This is a genomic window from Pseudoalteromonas sp. S4492 (genome assembly GCF_005886115.1).
Classification (GTDB): domain Bacteria; phylum Pseudomonadota; class Gammaproteobacteria; order Enterobacterales; family Alteromonadaceae; genus Pseudoalteromonas; species Pseudoalteromonas gelatinilytica.
This window is the reverse complement of record NZ_PNCP01000020.1, coordinates 1-17,254: the sequence shown is the minus strand read 5'-3', so window position 1 is coordinate 17,254 and position 17,254 is coordinate 1. Positions and strand designations below refer to the sequence as shown.

The following is a 17,254-nucleotide window of genomic DNA, read 5'->3' as shown; positions in this document are numbered from 1 at the left end:
TCTTACCCTCGTAAATCAAATAAAAAAACTATTCAGGCATACTCTTTAGTAGTTTTTCTTCAATTGAGTAAAATAGCAGCAATATTTTGCGTAAAATTTGCGTTTATTTAAATTCTCGCTGCGCTAATCGGTTATTTTGTGGCATTATTAACAATTCTCAATAGGATAATGGTCCTTTAATCTTTAATTAATTTGTATATCAGGTGCTATGAAACAAGTTTTTATTCTTCGCGGCTTACCCGGCTCGGGTAAATCATATTATGCGCAAAGCCTAGCTGATGAGCTGGTGGCTGGTAATGAAAGTGATTATGTAGTGTGCGCAACAGATGATTATTTTTACAATAGCGAAGGTGAGTATCAATTTGATAAGTACAAACTGCCTGAATATCACAACTTAAACTTGGCGCGTTTTATTAATGCGCTAGCTGAAGAAATCCCGTTAGTGATTGTCGATAACACCAATATCAAAAAATGGGAATTCATTGCCTATGCACAAGCTGCTACTGCACTGGGTTATCAAGTAAAAGAAGTGATCGTAGGTGAAATTAAAGATAAATCATTACAGCACCTTTATGCCAAGCGCTGTGAACATAAAGTGCCACTTCGCATGATAAGCAAAATGGCTTATATGTTTGAATGGTAAAGTTTAAAGGAAAAGGAAGCATTCGCTTCCTTTTTAGCAATACGCCTGCTGTTCTATGGCTGCATAAATAGCATTGCACAACTTAGTTAAGCTTTGTTCGTCGCTTATGTAAGGCGGCATCAAATAAATTAACTTGCCAAACGGGCGGATCCACACACCTTGCTCGATAAAAAAGCGTTGAATTTTTGCTACATCAACAGCTTGATTAAGCTCTACAACACCAATTGCCCCCAATGTTCGCACATCAACGACCGCATCGAGCTGCTTACACTTAGCAAGCTGCGCTGTCAGTACATCATTTATGTGTTCAATTTGCTCTTGCCAAGGTTGCTCTAGCAGTAAATCAATACTTGCACAGGCTGTAGCACAGGCAAGCGGGTTACCCATAAAAGTTGGGCCATGCATTAATACGCCGGCTTCACCTTCACTAATGCCAACAGCGACTTTGCTGGTGGTTAATGTTGCTGATAGGGTCATCATGCCACCCGTTAATGCTTTGCCAATACATAAAATATCAGGTGCTATGGAGGCGTGCTCAACAGCGAACAAGGTGCCAGTGCGGCCAAAGCCTGTGGCAATTTCATCACAAATAAGTAAAACATCATACTTATCACAAAGAATGCGCAGGTGTTTCAAGTAATCGGGATGGTAAAAATTCATGCCCCCAGCATTTTGCACAATGGGTTCGATGATAAATGCCGCAACATCTTGATGGTGAGCGGCAAAGTAGCTTTCAAGTGTATCAGCTTCAGCAGGGCTAAACTCGCCATTAAATTTAGCACTCGGCGCAGGCACAAAAACATGTTCAGGTAAAAACCCTGAATACATGCTGTGCATTGAATTAACTGGGTCGCAAACGCTCATGGCGGCAAATGTATCGCCATGGTAGCCCTTAAGCGGTGTCATTAGTTTTTGTTTGCCGGTATAACCTTGGCTTAACCAGTACTGCAAGGCCATTTTAATGGCAACTTCAACACTCACAGAGCCACTGTCGGCTAAGAACACCTTATCGAGAGACTTAGGTGTAATACTGACTAGCTTTTTACACAGCTCAACAGCGGGCTCATGAGTTAGGCCACCAAACATGACATGGCTCATTTTGCTAACTTGCTTGGTGATCGCTTCATTTAAAACAGGATGGCAGTAACCATGGATTGCACTCCACCAAGAGGCCATACCATCTATTAGGCTTTCGCCTGTTTCTAAGAAAATACGATTTGCATTGGCATGACTGACTGGGTACACGGGAAGGGGCTGAGTCATAGAAGTATAAGGGTGCCAAATATGCTCACGATCAAAATCTAAATCTATTGGTTGTTTATTAATCATATGTAAACTTTATATCACTTCGATTCGTTGACAATGTTACGTCAAGTCGTAGACTAAGCCAATCTAACCGTCCCAATAATTTAAAAAAAGAGACTATTATGGAGCACGCAGTTGTCCGTCACGATTGGACTCACCAAGAAGTAAAGGCATTATTTGAAATGCCGTTCAATGATTTGTTATTTAAAGCTGCCAGTGTGCATCGTGAAAACTTCAACCCAAATGAAGTACAAATTTCTACTTTGTTATCGATTAAAACCGGTGCTTGCCCAGAAGATTGCAAATATTGCCCTCAATCTGGTCATTATAAAACTGATCTAGAGCGTGAACGCTTAATGGAAGTAGAAAAAGTGGTCGAGCAAGCGCGTGTTGCCAAAGAAAAAGGCGCGACTCGTTTTTGTATGGGCGCTGCGTGGTCTGATCCGAAAGAACGTGACATGCCATACATCGAAAAAATGGTAAAAGAAGTGAAAGAGCTTGGGCTTGAGACCTGTATGACCCTTGGCATGTTAGATAATGACAAAGCTCATGCATTAAAAAACGCGGGTCTTGACTACTACAACCATAACCTAGATACATCACCTGAGTATTACCAACAGATCATTACAACACGTACTTACCAAGACCGTTTAAATACCATTGATAACGTGCGCGATGCCGGCATGAAAGTATGCTCTGGCGGTATTGTTGGTATGGGCGAGCAAGCTGCTGACCGTTTTGGTTTATTAATGCAATTAGCAAATTTACCGCAACAGCCAGAAAGTGTACCAATTAATATGTTGGTTAAAGTGAAAGGCACGCCACTTGAAGATGTCGAAGACTTAGATCATTTTGAGTTTATTCGTACTATCGCAGTTGCACGTATTATGATGCCGAAAAGCTATGTTCGTTTATCAGCGGGTCGTACGGCGATGAACGAACAGATGCAATCTATGTGTTTCTTTGCTGGTGCTAATTCAATTTTCTACGGTGATAAACTACTGACTACAGAAAACCCTGAAGCAGACGCAGATATGATGCTAATTAAAAAATTAGGCATGAACCCAGAAACACGTGAAGATTACTCAGATGAAGCAGTAGAAGCATCACTTTCATCAAAAGTTGCCGATAAAGCAACATCTGAATTATTTTACGAAGCGTAGCAATTAAATGGCTTTTGATTTTATTGCCGAGCATCTTGTTGAGCGACAAGCAGATGCATTACTGAGAAAGCGTCAACTTGTTGAGCAATCAAGCGGGCGCTTTATTCAGGTTGCAGGCAAACAGTATTTAAATTTTGCCAGTAATGACTACCTTGGCTTTGCGGATGATTTTATTGAAATACAAGCGCAGCATCTAGGTAGCCACAGTTCAGCGCTAGTAAATGGTTATAATCAAGCGCAGCAAACGCTTGAGCAGCGTTTATGCGAGTTATTAGGCTATGAAAGCGCCATGTTATTTAATAACGGATTTAGTGCTAATAGCAGCGTATTAAAAGCATTGTTTCAAGATAAAACCGTGGCGCAATCATCGGCAATATTTCAAGATAAGCTCAATCATGCCAGCTTAATTGATGGCGGACTTCATTCTGCCGCTGCCATGGTGCGCTTTAATCATAACGACCTTAAGCATTTAGAATCTCGGTTACAAAAGTCAAAAGCCAAGCATAAGCTCGTAGTAAGTGAAGGGGTGTTCTCGATGGATGGCGATCAAGCCCCCATTGAAGCACTCTGTAAACTCGCTAAACAATACAACGCGTGGCTGATGATTGACGATGCCCATGGCTTTGGCGTATTGGGCGAGCAAGGTTTAGGAAGTTGTGAGGCAATCAAGCCTGATTTACTTATCATCACCTTTGGCAAAGCACTAGCTAGTAGTGGTGCTTGCCTGCTTGCATCAAAACAAATGATTGATTACATGCTGCAGTTTAATCGCGAATACATTTATTCAACGGCGATGTCACCACTGATGGCAAGTTGTACTCTAGAGCGACTCGAAAGGTTATTAAAGGCGGATAAGAGACGCGCTCAGCTTTCAGAGAATATTGCCTACTTTAGAGCGCTTGCCAAAGAACATAACTTAGCATTAATGGAATCAACAACGGCTATTCAGCCTTTGGTATTGGGCGATGCAGAACACACGCTTGCCGTTGCTAATAAGCTTAAAGGTAAAGGCGTGTGGTTAACTGCTATTAGACCACCCACGGTCCCATTTAATACGGCTCGACTTAGGGTAACCCTAAGTAGCGCGCATCAAGCTGACGATATAAAAAAACTGGTTGATTCGCTAGTGGAGTGTTTATGAGTGTTCAACTGCAAGCGCCTTTAAGTTTTCAACACAGTAATAAGCTAACAACACAAACTAAGTTCTCTAAAGCGGCTGCAAATTACGCGAGCCATGCTAATGTTCAAAAACAAGCGGCTGCGCACTTATTTAAAATGATGGCAAGTAAACATCAGCAGGGTACTTGCCTTGATCTAGGGGCTGGGCCTTTAGTTAACACGGCAATACTTAAAACACATTTTGATACTGTATTGGCAATGGATTTAAGTCATTCCATGCTAAGCACAGAGCAAAACCCGCATTGTTTAAAAGTGTGTGCTGATATGGACAACCTACCATTACAGCAAAATTCGCTAGATTGTGTGTTTAGTAATTTTGCAATGCAATGGTCTGCTGATTTAAAAGGGCTACTTAAAAGTCTTTTTTACTCCCTAAAAGCAGGCGGCAAGGTTTATTTAAGCTGCGTGGTAGATGGATCGCTCAAAGAGATCAAACAGGCTTTTGCTTGTTTAGATGAGCAAAACCATATTAATCAGTTTCATTGTGCTAGTCACATTATTGATTATGCAAAATTGGCGGGGTTTAAACTCAATTTTGCAGCTGATAGATGTTATATAGATTCCTATAACTCTCCTTTAGATGCGCTGCGTTCGATAAAAGCGATTGGTGCTACCTCATTGCAAACTAAGCAAAAGCGCCATGGGTTATTAACAAGGCAGGCACTTAATAGTGTTTGTAAGGCATACCCTCTGGTTGATGGGCATGCTAGAGTGAGCTATCAAGTTGTCCTTTTAGAACTAGAAAAATAGAATTAACTCAAAAATGAAAGAATTTTTTATTACGGGTACAGACACCGATGCCGGAAAAACCCATGTCACCAGTTTATTACTAAACTTACTAGCGCAACATAAACAGCGTGCGGTTGGGTTTAAACCTATTGCAGCAGGTGCAGAAGAAGCATTTGGGCAGCTAGTCAATGATGATGCATTAACCTTAATGGAAAGCTCATCAATTGGGGTTAAATATAACATAGTTAACCCCTTTACCTATGAGCCACCCATTGCACCGCATATTGCAGCTGCTCAAGTAGGCGACAGACTGGCATTTGACAAGCTCGATGCTGCTTATGCGAATGTAAAAGCACTCAATACCGATTATATTCTTACAGAAGGTGCCGGCGGTTGGTGTTTACCTATCAACGAAACTGATTTGCTCAGTGATTGGGTTAAATCACAGCAGCTTGATGTGATTTTAGTCGTGGGTATGAAACTAGGATGCCTAAATCATGCTTTACTGACAGCAGCTCATTTTAAAGCGCTCGGTGTAAATTGTGTGGGTTGGATTGCAAATCATGTAGACCCAAATATGCGTGAACAAGACGCCAATTTAGAAACCTTAAAATCTGCATTACCTTTCCCGCTTTTGGCGATTAGTCCGTATACAGACGGCACCCCAAAATTAAAAATTTACAAAACCTTACTTGAAATTTTATCTATCAACCCATAATAATTGAGTTGTTACTTTTGACATACTCTGTCACAATTGGTTGCAATTAGTTTCTTGCAACCAATTGCATAAGCCCTAAACTGAGTTGGTAGAACACCCAGATAATTTTATTAACTAACGATTTTTAACCATGTCGTTAGTTAATACAATTGGTATGTTTATTCTGAGGTTTTTATGAAGCGTGTATTTTTGTTTCTACTGACTAACTTAGCGGTAATGCTAGTGTTAGGTATTGTGTTGTCTATTGTGATGAGCGTACTGGGTATTAGCCATCGCAGTTTAGGCGGCATTTTAGTTATTTCGACCGTATTTGGTTTTGGTGGCTCGTTTATTTCGTTATTTATGTCGAAATGGATGGCAAAAAAATCAACCGGTGCACATGTTATTGAACAGCCTCGTTCTGAAACAGAACAATGGTTAGTTTCGACGGTAGCAGCGCAAGCGAAAAAAGCAGGTATCGCGATGCCAGAAGTGGCTATTTACGATAGCCCTGAAATGAACGCATTTGCGACCGGCCCAAGTAAGAACAACTCGCTGGTGGCTGTGAGCACAGGTTTATTACATAACATGAATCAAGATCAAGCTGAGGCGGTATTGGCTCATGAGGTGTCACACATTGCAAATGGTGACATGGTAACGCTGACACTTATCCAAGGTGTAGTGAATACCTTTGTTATCTTTATGGCGAAAGTATTGGCAGGTATTGTTGATAACTTCCTTAATAGTGATGAAGAAGAGGGCGGTAGTAGCTGGACATACTTCTTGTTCGATATGATTTTCCAAATGTTATTTGGTGTCCTAGCAAGTGTGATTGTTGCTTACTATAGCCGTAAACGCGAATTCTCTGCGGATGCCGGTGCAGCTAAACTAGTAGGTGCAGATAAAATGCGTAGCGCCCTTGAGCGTTTAAAACAAAACCACCCATCACAACTAGAAGGTTCAATGATGGCATTTGGTATTGCAAGCGGTAAAGGTGTTGCCGAGTTATTCTCATCGCACCCACCACTTGATGAGCGTATTAACGCATTACGTTAATTTAAAACACGAAAAAGCCAGCTTGATGCTGGCTTTTTTTATTGTTGGTTTTTCTCACGCTCGAGTTGTTGTGGCAACAATACCTCAACAATTTCACGGGCCGGTAAGGTATACCTTACACCATCGAACATCACAGATGTGTGTTCATCAATACTGGTGATCCCTGTTAAGGTCCAGCCTTCGCCGCGCTCTTTACAGTACACTGTGGTGGTAGGTTGAATTACTTTAAATTCTTTACTCATCGAACTTAATCTAATTGCTTGAAATTGCGTTTATAGTAAGACAATAATGCCTGCTCATAAAGCAAAAAGAAGAAATTAACGTGTCTAGCCACGATGACTTAGCCTTTGACTTACGCCCCATTCGTCATAAAGATTGCCAAGCAATTTGGGATATTTTAAAAGATCCGCAAGTACAATCGTTTAATGATTACGGCACTGATATAACGAAAGGTGACGTGTATGATTTTATTCAAGGCGACATAGAACGTTTTTATAATCAACAAGGCATTCGTTTAGTTATTGTTTTACGAAGTAGTGGGCAAGTTATTGGTAGCGTGGGCTTATTTAACATAATTGACGGGCAGGGCATGTTGGGCTTTGAATTGGCATCGCAATACTTTGGCAAAGGAATAATGCAAAAGGTATTAGATATGCTATTTGAAAATCTGACGACCTTTGTAACGACACCACTAAACAGTGTGGTCGCCTTAATTAACCCAAATAACAGCGCCAGTATTAAACTTTTGACTAAATGCGGCTTTCAACAACATGACGCGCACTGGGTAAAGTACGTTTGCTAATTACTATAATAGTACAATCTTGTTCTGCTAGAGTTGCTACTATAAAATAGCGCCTTATTTTCACAAAGGAGCGCCAGCAACTATGGCAAAGGCCAAACCAATTACCAGTATTGAAAGTTACGGTATTTACAGTCATTGGGATGCAAAAGAAAAAGACCTGCCTCAAATCACCGAATTTACAACAGACGTTCCTGCACAGTTAGATATTGAATTTGGCTTTATTGTTAATATTAAAAAGGCCAAAGGACAAAAAATTAAATTTTGCGTTTACCACCCAGATATCCCCGATGAGGATGGCGAGATCATGCCACCGTTTGAGGGAGAACAGTACGTTAAAACAAACGATTGGCAGTTTTATTTAGGTGATACGATATGGGCGCCTGTTGATAATAAAGTCGGTATTTGGCGCATGACTATTGATTTAAATGGCCATATAATTGCTGATAAATCCTTTAACTTATTAAAGGAAGCCGAAGGTTCTGCCACTGAATTTTGGAAGCATCGCGGTTATTAATCTTTAAACTTGAGAGGGACTATGTATCAAGGAAGTTGTTTGTGCGGCAAAGTAAAAGTAACTGTTGCTGGTGGCATAGACTCAATTATTCATTGCCATTGCTCTTTATGTCGTAAAAATTCCGGCACAGCCTACGCAACCAATGGCTTTATTCATCGAGATGGTTTTAATCTCTCAGAAGGCAAGCAGCATTTAAGTGCCTTTGAATTTAAACCCGGCAGAATTCGCTATTTTTGCAGCTACTGTGGCTCGCCTATTTATAGTGAGAATAAAGAGGATCCAAGCCGCTTACGTATTCGTTTAGGTATACTAGATAGCGATATAGAAGAGCGTCCGCTAAGTCATAACTTTGTAAGCTCTAAAGCAAATTGGGATACGTTTAACACAGAAATCCCATGCTATGATGGATTTGAACCAAGCAGAGGGAAGTAACAGCCATGATAGCGAATACACCAACCCCCCCTTATTATGCCGTAATTTTTACGAATACCTTATCTGACGATACCACTGGTTATGAAGAAGTGGCTAATAGAATGGTAGAACTTGCAGAGCAACAACCAGGGTATTTAGGTATGGAGTCTGTACGTGATGGTTTGGGTATTACGGTGTCGTATTGGCAAAGCTTAGATGCAATAAAAGCCTGGAAAAAAAACGTAGAGCACTTAAATGCCCAACAGCTCGGCAGAGACAAATGGTACAGTGCGTTTACAACGCGTATTGCTAAAGTAGAACGTGATTATTCATTGTGATAATCATTAATCATCAAAGGAACACATCATACTATATTGGGCTTTATTTCAATCTCAGCATAGCTTTGAATTTAAGTTTTTAAATCTACAGGAGAGGTGTGTAGGAGGGAGTAATAATATACTCGTGTAATAAATGAGAATAATCGCATTATTTACTTATTCATAAATGCAAAAACTTTTATCCTTTCTATAATTGGAATATCAATGGCTTGCAAAAATTTACAGACGTATTTTTTGCCATCTTTTTGTACAGCTAATAGCGATATCAATAACAGCCGAACTTAAAGGATATAGGTGTTGTGGAATCTTCTTTGTTTATCAAATACGGTGGTTTTTCTCGAATATATACCGTGATCGTAAAGTTTTATGACAATATTTTAAAGTCAGAAACCCTTAATGCACATTTTAAAAACACCAACATGGAAAGGTTGATTCATCATCAAACCAGTTTTATCTCATCTTTAATGGGAGGGCCTGATTACATTAGTGATGAACAACTTGCACAAGCCCATAAAAATTTAGGTATTAATCTTAAAGATTGGCAAGAAATGATAAATATCTTGTCGCTTACATTTTCTGAACAAGGAATATCAGAAGATGACGCGAAACAAGTCATAGCTAAACTTGAAGCAAAACGAGACTTTATCGTATGCCATTAGAACAAAACAGCACGAATTATTCTGTCTTAAATTATTTGCAGTTACCTGTCATTGTTTTCTCAGCTAATGCACACACGGAAGTATTTAAAAACGAGTCATTTCAACTTGTTGAACAGTATTACTTACATGCATCGAACAACCCCACAAACAAACATTTAGCGCAAATAATTTACTCAAAATTATCAGAAAATGATACAGATAAGCTTGAAGTAGAAATTAATAACGGTTCTTATCGTCATATCTTAAGATTTACCGCTAATGTAGTGGGTGAGCACGTCATTGTTGAAGGTGAGGATATAACCGAACTTAAGAGAAACCAGTTTTTGTTTAACCGAACAAACACTCTCTTAGAAGACTACAGTAAGCAAATGTTTGAACTTGCTCATACTGACCAATTAACAAATGTACCAAATAGGCGTGCTTTGTTTGCAAAATTCAGTCAGTTACAATCAAAACATAAAGAATTTAGTTGTACAGTTTCACTTATCGATCTTGATTACTTTAAGCGTTTTAATGATTCATTTGGTCATGATTTTGGTGACCAAGTATTAGTCACATTTTCAAAGCATGTAAAAGATAGCATTGATGATACATGTTACTTTGCAAGACTTGGCGGCGAAGAGTTTTGCCTTATTCAAATAAACAATAAAGATACGGTTTGTTTTGCTAATACCGAAAAACTATTGCAAACAACTAAGACCATAAAGCTAATGACACCTGATAATTCATATATAGGCATGTCGTTTAGCGCAGGTGTTGCTGTGTATGGTAATGACGGCATTTCACTTGATGAGCTTTTGAATAATGCTGATAAAGCACTTTATTTTGCCAAAGAGAATGGCCGTTCGCGTGTAGTAAAGTTTGAAGGTGCTTAAAATACTAATTTGATAAATGTTACTTAATACATTTTAGATTCGCTTAAAGATTAACATCTAACTTTGCAGCTCTCCTATCTATCTCAATATACGTAACACGTAAAGGTTATGTTCAAAAGTTAAGTATTAACCATCACTCGGTTTATCTGAAATTAGTGCCTTCTATTGTAAATCTTTCTTTTGCCTAGCAATTAGTTAATTACTCTGGTAGAAAGGAATAATAAAAAAGCGAACTCTCATGTTTAGATAAACACGCTATTAGTTAGCTATAAGCATATTTTTGGACTTGGGATTATGTGTATCAACCTAGATTCATTTGAAGTTTTTAATCTTGTGTTGGGGAGCTGTTCAAGTTTACCTGATGGATATCATGAAAAAGGAAGTGTTAGTTATCATATTCTAGGTTCAATTCTCAAATGTATAAATGTACGTTTAGGTGAGTTTTACACTAAAGGTGAAATTTATACTGGCGATTTGGTAATTAATGAAGAAGTTGTTGCTATGAACTCACAATTTCAACCTGAAACTATTACGCATAAGTTCTCAAACCAAACTGATTATTGGGACGATGGGGTGGAAGTGAATTATCAATTTAAAGTTGAAAACGTTAATATTGAATTTAGCTGGCATTGGCTTGCTGATAAATTAGTTCCAAACTATATCTGTATTCAAATTGATTAGTGTAAATATGCTAAAAAGCTAATTAATAAAGATAAATATTGGTTATCAGCTTTTGCTTACTATATCCTTTGCAAGAAACTAGAAATATATTTGATAATTAAATGCTGTTGAAAAGTAGCTAAAGTAGATGTCACTTAGGCTGTTACATGCCTTAGGATAGATTTTCGCTTCTTAAGCTTTACAGGAGTGACTATGGGTCTGGAAAAAGGAATCCACATTAGTGAACTTAATAACTTTTTTAATCATATCTTCGAATATGATGTTTTAGTTTATGAAGCATATTCAGATTTTGATAGTGACCTGAAACATTTTTCCTCCTTAAATGAAATAAAAGATTACGTCAATTATAAACTCCAGAAAAATGAAGACCATCACAAAAATATAAATTTATCATTACATTATAGAGATTCTTGCGGCCAAGTTTTTATTGAAAAGCACGACCTCAACGCAGATAAGTGTAATGGTGCCAAATACCGATATACCAGCGATGGGTGGGGCATTATTAACTTTAACGTATTTATTGAAGGCGACTATTTTTGTTTGTTTTGTTTACACTGTCGTTGTGAAAAAGAAGCGAAGGAGTGGGCTGATACATTACCTGAATTTGGCAATCCTAGTTCTTGGGATTGGAAAAAAGTAAATTATCATATTAAGAGACTTACCAAGTCTTATAAAAATATTCATAAAAAGCTAGCAGTAAAACTCTAAATAGACCGTGCTCTAGGGCTATTTTAGTATGCATTGTATTCATTCTTCACTTTGTTTAGTCTATTATTTATAGCTTGTTATTTGAGCATTAGGTTTCAATGTTATGAATAAATGGAAATTCCTTCGTATTGCTTTAATAACCTGTGTAGCAGTCTCATCTCTATTTACACCGCTTGAGCCGAAAGCTAACCCGGCTATCAATTTGAGTGCATTAGGTGTTATTTTTGTATTTACCTTTTTGGCTCTTTTATTTGTTGTTGGCATGCAAGTTGTTAATCCACTATCAACAAAGGTATGGCACAAGCCAGATTGGAATCGCAACCCATTCAGCTTGAAAGATCCAATACAGTTCTTTCATCTTGCTGCGTATATAATGCTTGTTCAAGGCGCTGTTGTTTTTTTTCGGTTGCTTATCTCAAGTATTCCATTTTACTTAGAAAGCTTAGTCCCGTTCGTTATAGGGGCTGGCGCACTAATTGGAATCAAGCTTGCTATGCTTCTTTTTAGGGTGAAGTATGCTGAAAACACCTAACAACAGAATTAGAACGTTCATTATGATGCGGTTATTTAGCTACCCTATATGTATTACGAAGAGTTGAATAATGAATGAAATAATGGAACAACTGAGAGACAAGAAATCCCAAAAACGTCGTTCAGCAGCAAAGAAGTTGCGGAAGCTAAAAGATATTGATGCTGGTCCGTATTTATTGGCTTCGCTTGAGAATGAACTCAATGATGAAAGGACTTGGGAAACACAATATCAGATGATCATGGCTATAGGTGAATGTGATTATAAGCCAGCATTGCCATTTTTAAATGAATTCTTAAAGCAAGATAATAAAGCAACTATGCTTTACGTCGCTATTGGAGATGCAATAGTAAGACTTTCTACAGAGAATGAAAGAGACACTGCTACAATATTTAAGCTTATTGATATTGGCAATGAGGCACTCATTGAAGGGGCTTTTAGAGCAATGGCTATGCTAAAAATGATACCGGGTGATAGTGAGATAGAAAAAATTATCAATTACGTTGCTGCAAAAGATTTGAAGCAAGGTATTCATTTTTGGGTCGTAGCAGCAGCTCCTGGGTGGTCAGGATCAATAGTAGAAGAATACTTAAATTATTGCGAAAGGTCACCGCGTGAAGAAATCACCAACGCTGTTGCTCTTGCACGTAAGGGGAATTACAAGAAATGGAGTCCACTGTAAAATGAAAAGCAGTAAATACGCCTTAACGCGTAGCTACCTAGCATCATTTTTAATTTTATTTAGTGGCGGAGTCAATGCAGTTGTTGAGCTAGAAATACTTAAAATGAACGGCTAATAGGGTAGTTATAATCTTTATAACAAGTTTAAGCTAAACGTTTTATGACTTGGCACCATACATTTCCTAAAAACACTCAATACTTGTTTAACTTAAATGTGCTTAATGTAACCAGCATCACACCAATAGCAAACCCCATTACTAAACCACCCGATAAATCGGAACTAACACCTAATACATAATCCGACTCTCTGACATCTGTTAGCCAGTAAAAGAGCATGAACGAAACGCTAGAAATTGATGAAAGTAGAATTAGCTTTATCTTGTTAGACATAACAACCTCAAATATTGACGTATTTTAGTTTTATGGTTGTTAAGTAATAGCAGTTGTTGATTGATATTGCGACCAAAAAAGAAAATGTACGAAAGTGATTTATTGCGAGTTTAAAGCCCACAATAGTGGGCTAAGTGTTTATCGTAATTACAAAGTATAATTAAAACCGATAGCTATACCGTCATCTTCGGTTTGTGACATCTGTGCTTCTTGCTCAGCGTCATTACTCGAGAAGTCGCTAAAATCTTTACGAGCTTCAATATATAAAATGGTGTCTTCTGCCATAAAGTAGTGCGCACCAATTACTGCAAATTGGCGTTTAAACACATCTTCAGGGTCGGCATTAAAATTCGGCTGAATAACATAGTCACTACCTGCATCAAAAACGTTATAAGCAACAAAAGTACGTATGTCATTGTCAAAGCGGTAGCTTAAAATTGACTCTAATCCAACAGCATCTTTTATTAAGCGACCTAAGTTGTCGGTATCGTGGTTTTCGTTTTTATTGATATTCGCTGATGCATACCAACCCGGTTTATAAAAATCACCATAGGTAATGCCCATACCATAAATTAAATCGTTTACTGATTGATTTCGGCCACCGGCATACACAATATCAAACTGGCCACGGTTAACACCGGCAGTAACTTTTAAATTAGGGCTAACCGAGTAGGTGAGTGCGGCGCCATAAGTCGAGTTAAATTCTACTTTTTGTGCAGCATTATTGCCTTGGTTCCAAAGTACTTCACAAGAGCTTCTTGAAATATCAACGATGTCGCAGGTATAAAATTCATCAGATTTTAGCTGTGCCTGAAGAGCAAGATGAAAATCACCCCAGGTATTACGATACTGCAGTACTTTATCGCCGCGGCCTGTGCCATTTACAGCTCCGTCATCTTTATTGTAGGTATAAACACCTGCAGCATTACCATCCCACACTAAGCTGTAGTTAGTGTTATAAACAACGTCGTACCATGCACCCCATTGCTTACCTAATGTAACTTGGCCGTAATCGTCATGTTTAAGGCCAACATAGCCTAAGCGGTTATATAAAAACTCATCTTGAATTGATTCAAAGCGATTGCTGTATACGATATCGCTGCTACCAACAGGGTTTACACCCCATTCAAGTAAAGCAAACGCTTGCCAGCCGTTTTTTAATTGGCGCTTAAAATCAAAATTAATGCGTGATGCACCGTTTACTACCTCAGTTTCGCCTTGCGTATTAATCACCCTAGCATCGATAAAACCACCAACTGTGACGCTATTGGTTTGATCGTTATAGATCTCGATGGCATTGGCTGTAGGTATGGCAAGCATGCCTGCAACAAATAAGGCAGTGTGTGTTCTTTTCATAAAGTACCTTGATTAAATATTGTCCCTAATAGGTATAATTTAGTTAAGGAACGGAGATTATCAAAGCTAAAATAGGGTCAAAAGTGAAAAATTATCATGCAACAAACCGGCTTTGAGGAAAAATTATTCACTTTAGGTTCACTATATTGAATTATCAATGAGTTACTGAGCCTAAAAAATAGACACCTTCTGGCTTAGCGTTCTAAGCATGAGTTTAGTATTTGGGGTTTCGGCGCCTAAGCCATACAACAAGGTCATAAAATAGCAGTCGAGCAATATAGCTGCTTTCACTTTATTAAATTGCGGTTGGTCGGCAAAAACTAATGATTGAATTAATTCCATGTGTTGTTGTTGGAATGCTTGCGAAAACAATCGCTGGCTAAAGAGCACTTTATAAAAGCGGTGATGTAAACAATAAAACTGATAAAAATATTGTGCGTAATGATTAATCTTTAAGCGAGCAGGGCGGTGAATATCGGTTTCTTTTGCGCGCTCCAACACATCATTAAATTTGTCTTCGAGGCAGGCTTCTAAAATAGCCACTTTATCAGCAAAATGATTAAACAAGGTGCCAACCGCTATGTTGCTTGCTGCTGAAATTTGCCGCGTAGAAGTATCGTTAAATCCTTGCTCAGTAAAGAGTCGCCAAGCCGCCTCTAAAATACGTTGGTGAGTATCACCATGTTTGCTCATTTTTAACCTGCTGTTTTTATTTGGTTATTTTAAAAGTGAGCGTGCTCATATATATAAATGAGCGCGCTCATTAAAGGTAGTCGCTAGGTGTGAGCTTGTAAAATTAGCCTGTGTATTTAATTAAACTTTCATGGCGTGCCAAGCGGCTTTAGTTTAAAATTGCACACAGTTTCATTTTTACTTTTTACCCGCTGGAGGGTACCGCTATCATTAGTACAGCTAATATCACCATGCAATTTGGTGCTAAACCTTTATTCGAAAATATCTCAGCAAAATTTGGCGATGGTAACCGTTACGGTTTAATCGGTGCGAATGGCTGTGGTAAATCAACCTTCATGAAAATCCTAAGTGGTGAACTAGAGCCATCTTCAGGTAATGTCAGCACAGATCCAAACGAGCGTATCGCAAAACTAAACCAAGACCAGTTTGCATACGAAGAGTTTTCTGTAATCGACACAGTGATCATGGGTCATAAAGAGCTGTGGGAAGTAAAAAAAGAGCGTGACCGTATTTACAGCTTACCTGAGATGAGTGAAGAAGATGGTATGCGTGTAGCAGACCTAGAAACTGAGTTTGCTGAAATGGATGGTTATTCAGCAGAAGCAAAAGCGGGTGAGTTACTAATTGGTGTAGGTATTGGCACAGATCAACACTACGGCCCTATGTCTGAAATCGCACCGGGTTTTAAACTGCGAGTGTTACTTGCACAAGTACTGTTTTCTGATCCAGATATCATGCTTCTGGATGAGCCTACCAATAACTTGGATATTTACACCATCAAGTGGTTAGAAGACGTGTTAAACCAGCGCGACTGTACCATGATCATCATTTCGCACGACCGTCACTTCTTAAACTCAGTATGTACACACATGGCTGATATCGATTACGGCGAGCTTCGTATTTACCCTGGTAATTACGATGAGTACATGTTTGCAGCAACGCAAGCTCGTGAGCGTCTACTAAGCGAAAATGCGAAGAAGAAAAGCCAAATTGCAGAACTTCAACAGTTCGTATCGCGCTTCTCTGCAAACGCTTCAAAAGCAAAACAAGCAACATCACGTGCTAAACAAATTGATAAAATTCAGCTTGAAGAAGTTAAAGCTTCTTCGCGTCAAAGCCCTTTTATTCGCTTTGAACAAGAAAAGCAGCTATTCCGTAATGCCTTAGAGTTAACAAACTTAGCGCAAGGTTTTGACGAAATGCTTTTCAGCGGTCTTGAAGGTCTAGTCGAAGTAGGCGAGCGCATTGCAATCATCGGTGAGAACGGTGTTGGTAAAACTACATTATTAAATACTCTAGCTGGTCGCTTAGCACCTAAACAAGGTGAATTTAAATGGTCTGATAACGCTAATATTGGTTATTACGCACAAGACCATGCTGACGAGTTCGAAAAAGATATGAACTTATTCCAGTGGATGGAACAATGGCAACAAGAAGGTGACGACGAGCAAGTTGTTCGTAGTTTCTTAGGTCGTATGCTGTTTTCACAAAACGACATTAAAAAGTCAGTTAAAGTGATTTCAGGTGGTGAGCAAGGCCGTATGTTGTTTGGCAAAATTATGATGCATAAACCAAACATCTTATTAATGGATGAGCCAACCAACCACATGGATATGGAATCTATCGAAGCGCTTAACTTAGCACTTGAAGCATACGAAGGTACTTTGTTGTTCGTATCTCACGATAGACAATTTGTATCATCACTTGCTAACCGTATTTGGGAAATCAAAGACGGCAAAATTATCGACTTTAAAGGTACATACACAGAGTACCTAGCAAGTAGAGAAGCATAATTAGCTAATGAGTGATTAAAAGCCATGCATGTCATGGGCTGATACTTTATTA

22 protein-coding genes are annotated in these 17,254 nt (G+C 38.7%); 17 read left to right on the top strand and 5 right to left on the bottom strand.

Features of this window, described 5'->3' with window-relative positions; genetic code table 11:
• Window positions 1-208: 208 nt before the first annotated feature.
• Entirely contained in the window at window positions 209-643 is a 435-nt protein-coding gene (locus CWC28_RS06160; protein WP_054553905.1) for an ATP-binding protein, read from the top strand.
• A gap of 33 nt (window positions 644-676) precedes the next feature.
• On the opposite strand, the gene bioA is transcribed toward CWC28_RS06160, so the two are convergent.
• The gene (bioA, locus tag CWC28_RS06155) at window positions 677-1,972 is read right to left on the bottom strand and encodes an adenosylmethionine--8-amino-7-oxononanoate transaminase (protein ID WP_063705106.1); all 1,296 of its coding nucleotides are present in this window, start codon (window positions 1,970-1,972) and stop codon (window positions 677-679) included.
• 98 nt (window positions 1,973-2,070) lie between these two features.
• Here bioA and bioB point away from each other — a divergent pair, with 98 nt between their 5' ends.
• The 5 genes from bioB (at window position 2,071) to htpX (ending at window position 6,772) form a co-directional block, all read left to right on the top strand.
• Complete coding sequence (gene bioB, locus CWC28_RS06150) at window positions 2,071-3,111, top strand: biotin synthase BioB (RefSeq protein WP_105180849.1); 1,041 nt, start codon at window positions 2,071-2,073, stop codon at window positions 3,109-3,111.
• 7 nt (window positions 3,112-3,118) lie between these two features.
• Window positions 3,119-4,252, top strand: coding sequence for an aminotransferase class I/II-fold pyridoxal phosphate-dependent enzyme (locus tag CWC28_RS06145; protein ID WP_138624882.1), 1,134 nt, complete (start codon window positions 3,119-3,121; stop codon window positions 4,250-4,252).
• Window positions 4,249-5,040: a methyltransferase domain-containing protein gene (locus CWC28_RS06140; RefSeq protein ID WP_063705112.1), complete on the top strand. Its 792-nt coding sequence runs from the start codon at window positions 4,249-4,251 to the stop codon at window positions 5,038-5,040. Before CWC28_RS06145 ends, CWC28_RS06140 begins: the two co-directional genes overlap by 4 nt.
• Window positions 5,041-5,053: 13 nt before the next feature.
• Window positions 5,054-5,737, top strand: a complete 684-nt coding sequence (gene bioD, locus CWC28_RS06135) for a dethiobiotin synthase (protein WP_135924455.1) — start codon at window positions 5,054-5,056, stop codon at window positions 5,735-5,737.
• Window positions 5,738-5,911: 174 nt separating this feature from the next.
• Window positions 5,912-6,772, top strand: a complete 861-nt coding sequence (htpX, locus tag CWC28_RS06130) for a protease HtpX (protein ID WP_054561446.1) — start codon at window positions 5,912-5,914, stop codon at window positions 6,770-6,772.
• 38 nt (window positions 6,773-6,810) lie between these two features.
• On the opposite strand, the gene CWC28_RS06125 is transcribed toward htpX, so the two are convergent.
• Window positions 6,811-7,014, bottom strand: a complete 204-nt coding sequence (locus CWC28_RS06125; RefSeq protein ID WP_063705116.1) for a hypothetical protein — start codon at window positions 7,012-7,014, stop codon at window positions 6,811-6,813.
• An 80-nt stretch (window positions 7,015-7,094) separates the two neighbouring features.
• Between CWC28_RS06125 and CWC28_RS06120 the strand changes: the two genes are divergently transcribed.
• The 10 genes from CWC28_RS06120 (at window position 7,095) to CWC28_RS06075 (ending at window position 12,971) form a co-directional block, all read left to right on the top strand.
• Entirely contained in the window at window positions 7,095-7,574 is a 480-nt protein-coding gene (locus tag CWC28_RS06120) for a GNAT family N-acetyltransferase (RefSeq protein ID WP_063705118.1), read from the top strand.
• 82 nt (window positions 7,575-7,656) lie between these two features.
• Window positions 7,657-8,088, top strand: a complete 432-nt coding sequence (locus CWC28_RS06115) for a DUF3859 domain-containing protein (protein WP_063705120.1) — start codon at window positions 7,657-7,659, stop codon at window positions 8,086-8,088.
• A 21-nt stretch (window positions 8,089-8,109) separates the two neighbouring features.
• A complete protein-coding gene (locus tag CWC28_RS06110) occupies window positions 8,110-8,520 on the top strand; it encodes a GFA family protein (protein WP_138624881.1) in 411 nt (136 codons plus the stop codon).
• Window positions 8,521-8,525: 5 nt separating this feature from the next.
• Window positions 8,526-8,837: an antibiotic biosynthesis monooxygenase family protein gene (locus tag CWC28_RS06105; RefSeq protein WP_138624880.1), complete on the top strand. Its 312-nt coding sequence runs from the start codon at window positions 8,526-8,528 to the stop codon at window positions 8,835-8,837.
• Between the two features lie 299 nt (window positions 8,838-9,136).
• Window positions 9,137-9,496, top strand: a complete 360-nt coding sequence (locus tag CWC28_RS06100; RefSeq protein ID WP_171038294.1) for a group I truncated hemoglobin — start codon at window positions 9,137-9,139, stop codon at window positions 9,494-9,496.
• Window positions 9,487-10,371, top strand: coding sequence for a GGDEF domain-containing protein (locus CWC28_RS06095; protein ID WP_138624878.1), 885 nt, complete (start codon window positions 9,487-9,489; stop codon window positions 10,369-10,371). Before CWC28_RS06100 ends, CWC28_RS06095 begins: the two co-directional genes overlap by 10 nt.
• A gap of 294 nt (window positions 10,372-10,665) precedes the next feature.
• On the top strand, window positions 10,666-11,052 hold the full coding sequence (locus CWC28_RS06090) for a hypothetical protein (protein ID WP_138624877.1): 387 nt from the start codon (window positions 10,666-10,668) through the stop codon (window positions 11,050-11,052).
• Window positions 11,053-11,244: 192 nt separating this feature from the next.
• Window positions 11,245-11,760, top strand: coding sequence for a hypothetical protein (locus tag CWC28_RS06085; RefSeq protein WP_138624876.1), 516 nt, complete (start codon window positions 11,245-11,247; stop codon window positions 11,758-11,760).
• A 103-nt stretch (window positions 11,761-11,863) separates the two neighbouring features.
• Window positions 11,864-12,292, top strand: a complete 429-nt coding sequence (locus CWC28_RS06080; protein WP_138624875.1) for a hypothetical protein — start codon at window positions 11,864-11,866, stop codon at window positions 12,290-12,292.
• A 70-nt stretch (window positions 12,293-12,362) separates the two neighbouring features.
• On the top strand, window positions 12,363-12,971 hold the full coding sequence (locus CWC28_RS06075; RefSeq protein ID WP_138624874.1) for a HEAT repeat domain-containing protein: 609 nt from the start codon (window positions 12,363-12,365) through the stop codon (window positions 12,969-12,971).
• Between the two features lie 191 nt (window positions 12,972-13,162).
• Here the strand turns inward: CWC28_RS06075 and CWC28_RS06070 are convergent, their stop codons facing one another.
• From CWC28_RS06070 to CWC28_RS06060, 3 genes are all read right to left on the bottom strand, one after another.
• A complete protein-coding gene (locus tag CWC28_RS06070; protein ID WP_138624873.1) occupies window positions 13,163-13,360 on the bottom strand; it encodes a hypothetical protein in 198 nt (65 codons plus the stop codon).
• A 147-nt stretch (window positions 13,361-13,507) separates the two neighbouring features.
• Window positions 13,508-14,716: a porin gene (locus CWC28_RS06065; protein ID WP_105180844.1), complete on the bottom strand. Its 1,209-nt coding sequence runs from the start codon at window positions 14,714-14,716 to the stop codon at window positions 13,508-13,510.
• Window positions 14,717-14,887: 171 nt separating this feature from the next.
• Window positions 14,888-15,409 (bottom strand): TetR/AcrR family transcriptional regulator, encoded by a 522-nt coding sequence (locus CWC28_RS06060; protein WP_138624872.1) that lies wholly within the window; start codon window positions 15,407-15,409, stop codon window positions 14,888-14,890.
• A gap of 206 nt (window positions 15,410-15,615) precedes the next feature.
• Here CWC28_RS06060 and CWC28_RS06055 point away from each other — a divergent pair, with 206 nt between their 5' ends.
• On the top strand, window positions 15,616-17,202 hold the full coding sequence (locus CWC28_RS06055) for an ABC-F family ATPase (protein WP_138624871.1): 1,587 nt from the start codon (window positions 15,616-15,618) through the stop codon (window positions 17,200-17,202).
• The last annotated feature ends 52 nt before the right edge of the window (window positions 17,203-17,254 follow it).

Bases quoted from the DNA above. Each gene is read 5' to 3' on its own strand.
- CWC28_RS06160 (WP_054553905.1), top strand. From the start codon at position 209: ATGAAACAAGTTTTTATTCTTCGCGGCTTACCCGGCTCGGGTAAATCA.
- bioA (WP_063705106.1), bottom strand. From the start codon at position 1,972: ATGATTAATAAACAACCAATAGATTTAGATTTTGATCGTGAGCATATT.
- bioB (WP_105180849.1), top strand. From the start codon at position 2,071: ATGGAGCACGCAGTTGTCCGTCACGATTGGACTCACCAAGAAGTAAAG.
- CWC28_RS06145 (WP_138624882.1), top strand. From the start codon at position 3,119: ATGGCTTTTGATTTTATTGCCGAGCATCTTGTTGAGCGACAAGCAGAT.
- CWC28_RS06140 (WP_063705112.1), top strand. From the start codon at position 4,249: ATGAGTGTTCAACTGCAAGCGCCTTTAAGTTTTCAACACAGTAATAAG.
- bioD (WP_135924455.1), top strand. From the start codon at position 5,054: ATGAAAGAATTTTTTATTACGGGTACAGACACCGATGCCGGAAAAACC.
- htpX (WP_054561446.1), top strand. From the start codon at position 5,912: ATGAAGCGTGTATTTTTGTTTCTACTGACTAACTTAGCGGTAATGCTA.
- CWC28_RS06125 (WP_063705116.1), bottom strand. From the start codon at position 7,014: ATGAGTAAAGAATTTAAAGTAATTCAACCTACCACCACAGTGTACTGT.
- CWC28_RS06115 (WP_063705120.1), top strand. From the start codon at position 7,657: ATGGCAAAGGCCAAACCAATTACCAGTATTGAAAGTTACGGTATTTAC.
- CWC28_RS06110 (WP_138624881.1), top strand. From the start codon at position 8,110: ATGTATCAAGGAAGTTGTTTGTGCGGCAAAGTAAAAGTAACTGTTGCT.
- CWC28_RS06105 (WP_138624880.1), top strand. From the start codon at position 8,526: ATGATAGCGAATACACCAACCCCCCCTTATTATGCCGTAATTTTTACG.
- CWC28_RS06095 (WP_138624878.1), top strand. From the start codon at position 9,487: ATGCCATTAGAACAAAACAGCACGAATTATTCTGTCTTAAATTATTTG.
- CWC28_RS06090 (WP_138624877.1), top strand. From the start codon at position 10,666: ATGTGTATCAACCTAGATTCATTTGAAGTTTTTAATCTTGTGTTGGGG.
- CWC28_RS06085 (WP_138624876.1), top strand. From the start codon at position 11,245: ATGGGTCTGGAAAAAGGAATCCACATTAGTGAACTTAATAACTTTTTT.
- CWC28_RS06080 (WP_138624875.1), top strand. From the start codon at position 11,864: ATGAATAAATGGAAATTCCTTCGTATTGCTTTAATAACCTGTGTAGCA.
- CWC28_RS06075 (WP_138624874.1), top strand. From the start codon at position 12,363: ATGAATGAAATAATGGAACAACTGAGAGACAAGAAATCCCAAAAACGT.
- CWC28_RS06070 (WP_138624873.1), bottom strand. From the start codon at position 13,360: ATGTCTAACAAGATAAAGCTAATTCTACTTTCATCAATTTCTAGCGTT.
- CWC28_RS06065 (WP_105180844.1), bottom strand. From the start codon at position 14,716: ATGAAAAGAACACACACTGCCTTATTTGTTGCAGGCATGCTTGCCATA.
- CWC28_RS06060 (WP_138624872.1), bottom strand. From the start codon at position 15,409: ATGAGCAAACATGGTGATACTCACCAACGTATTTTAGAGGCGGCTTGG.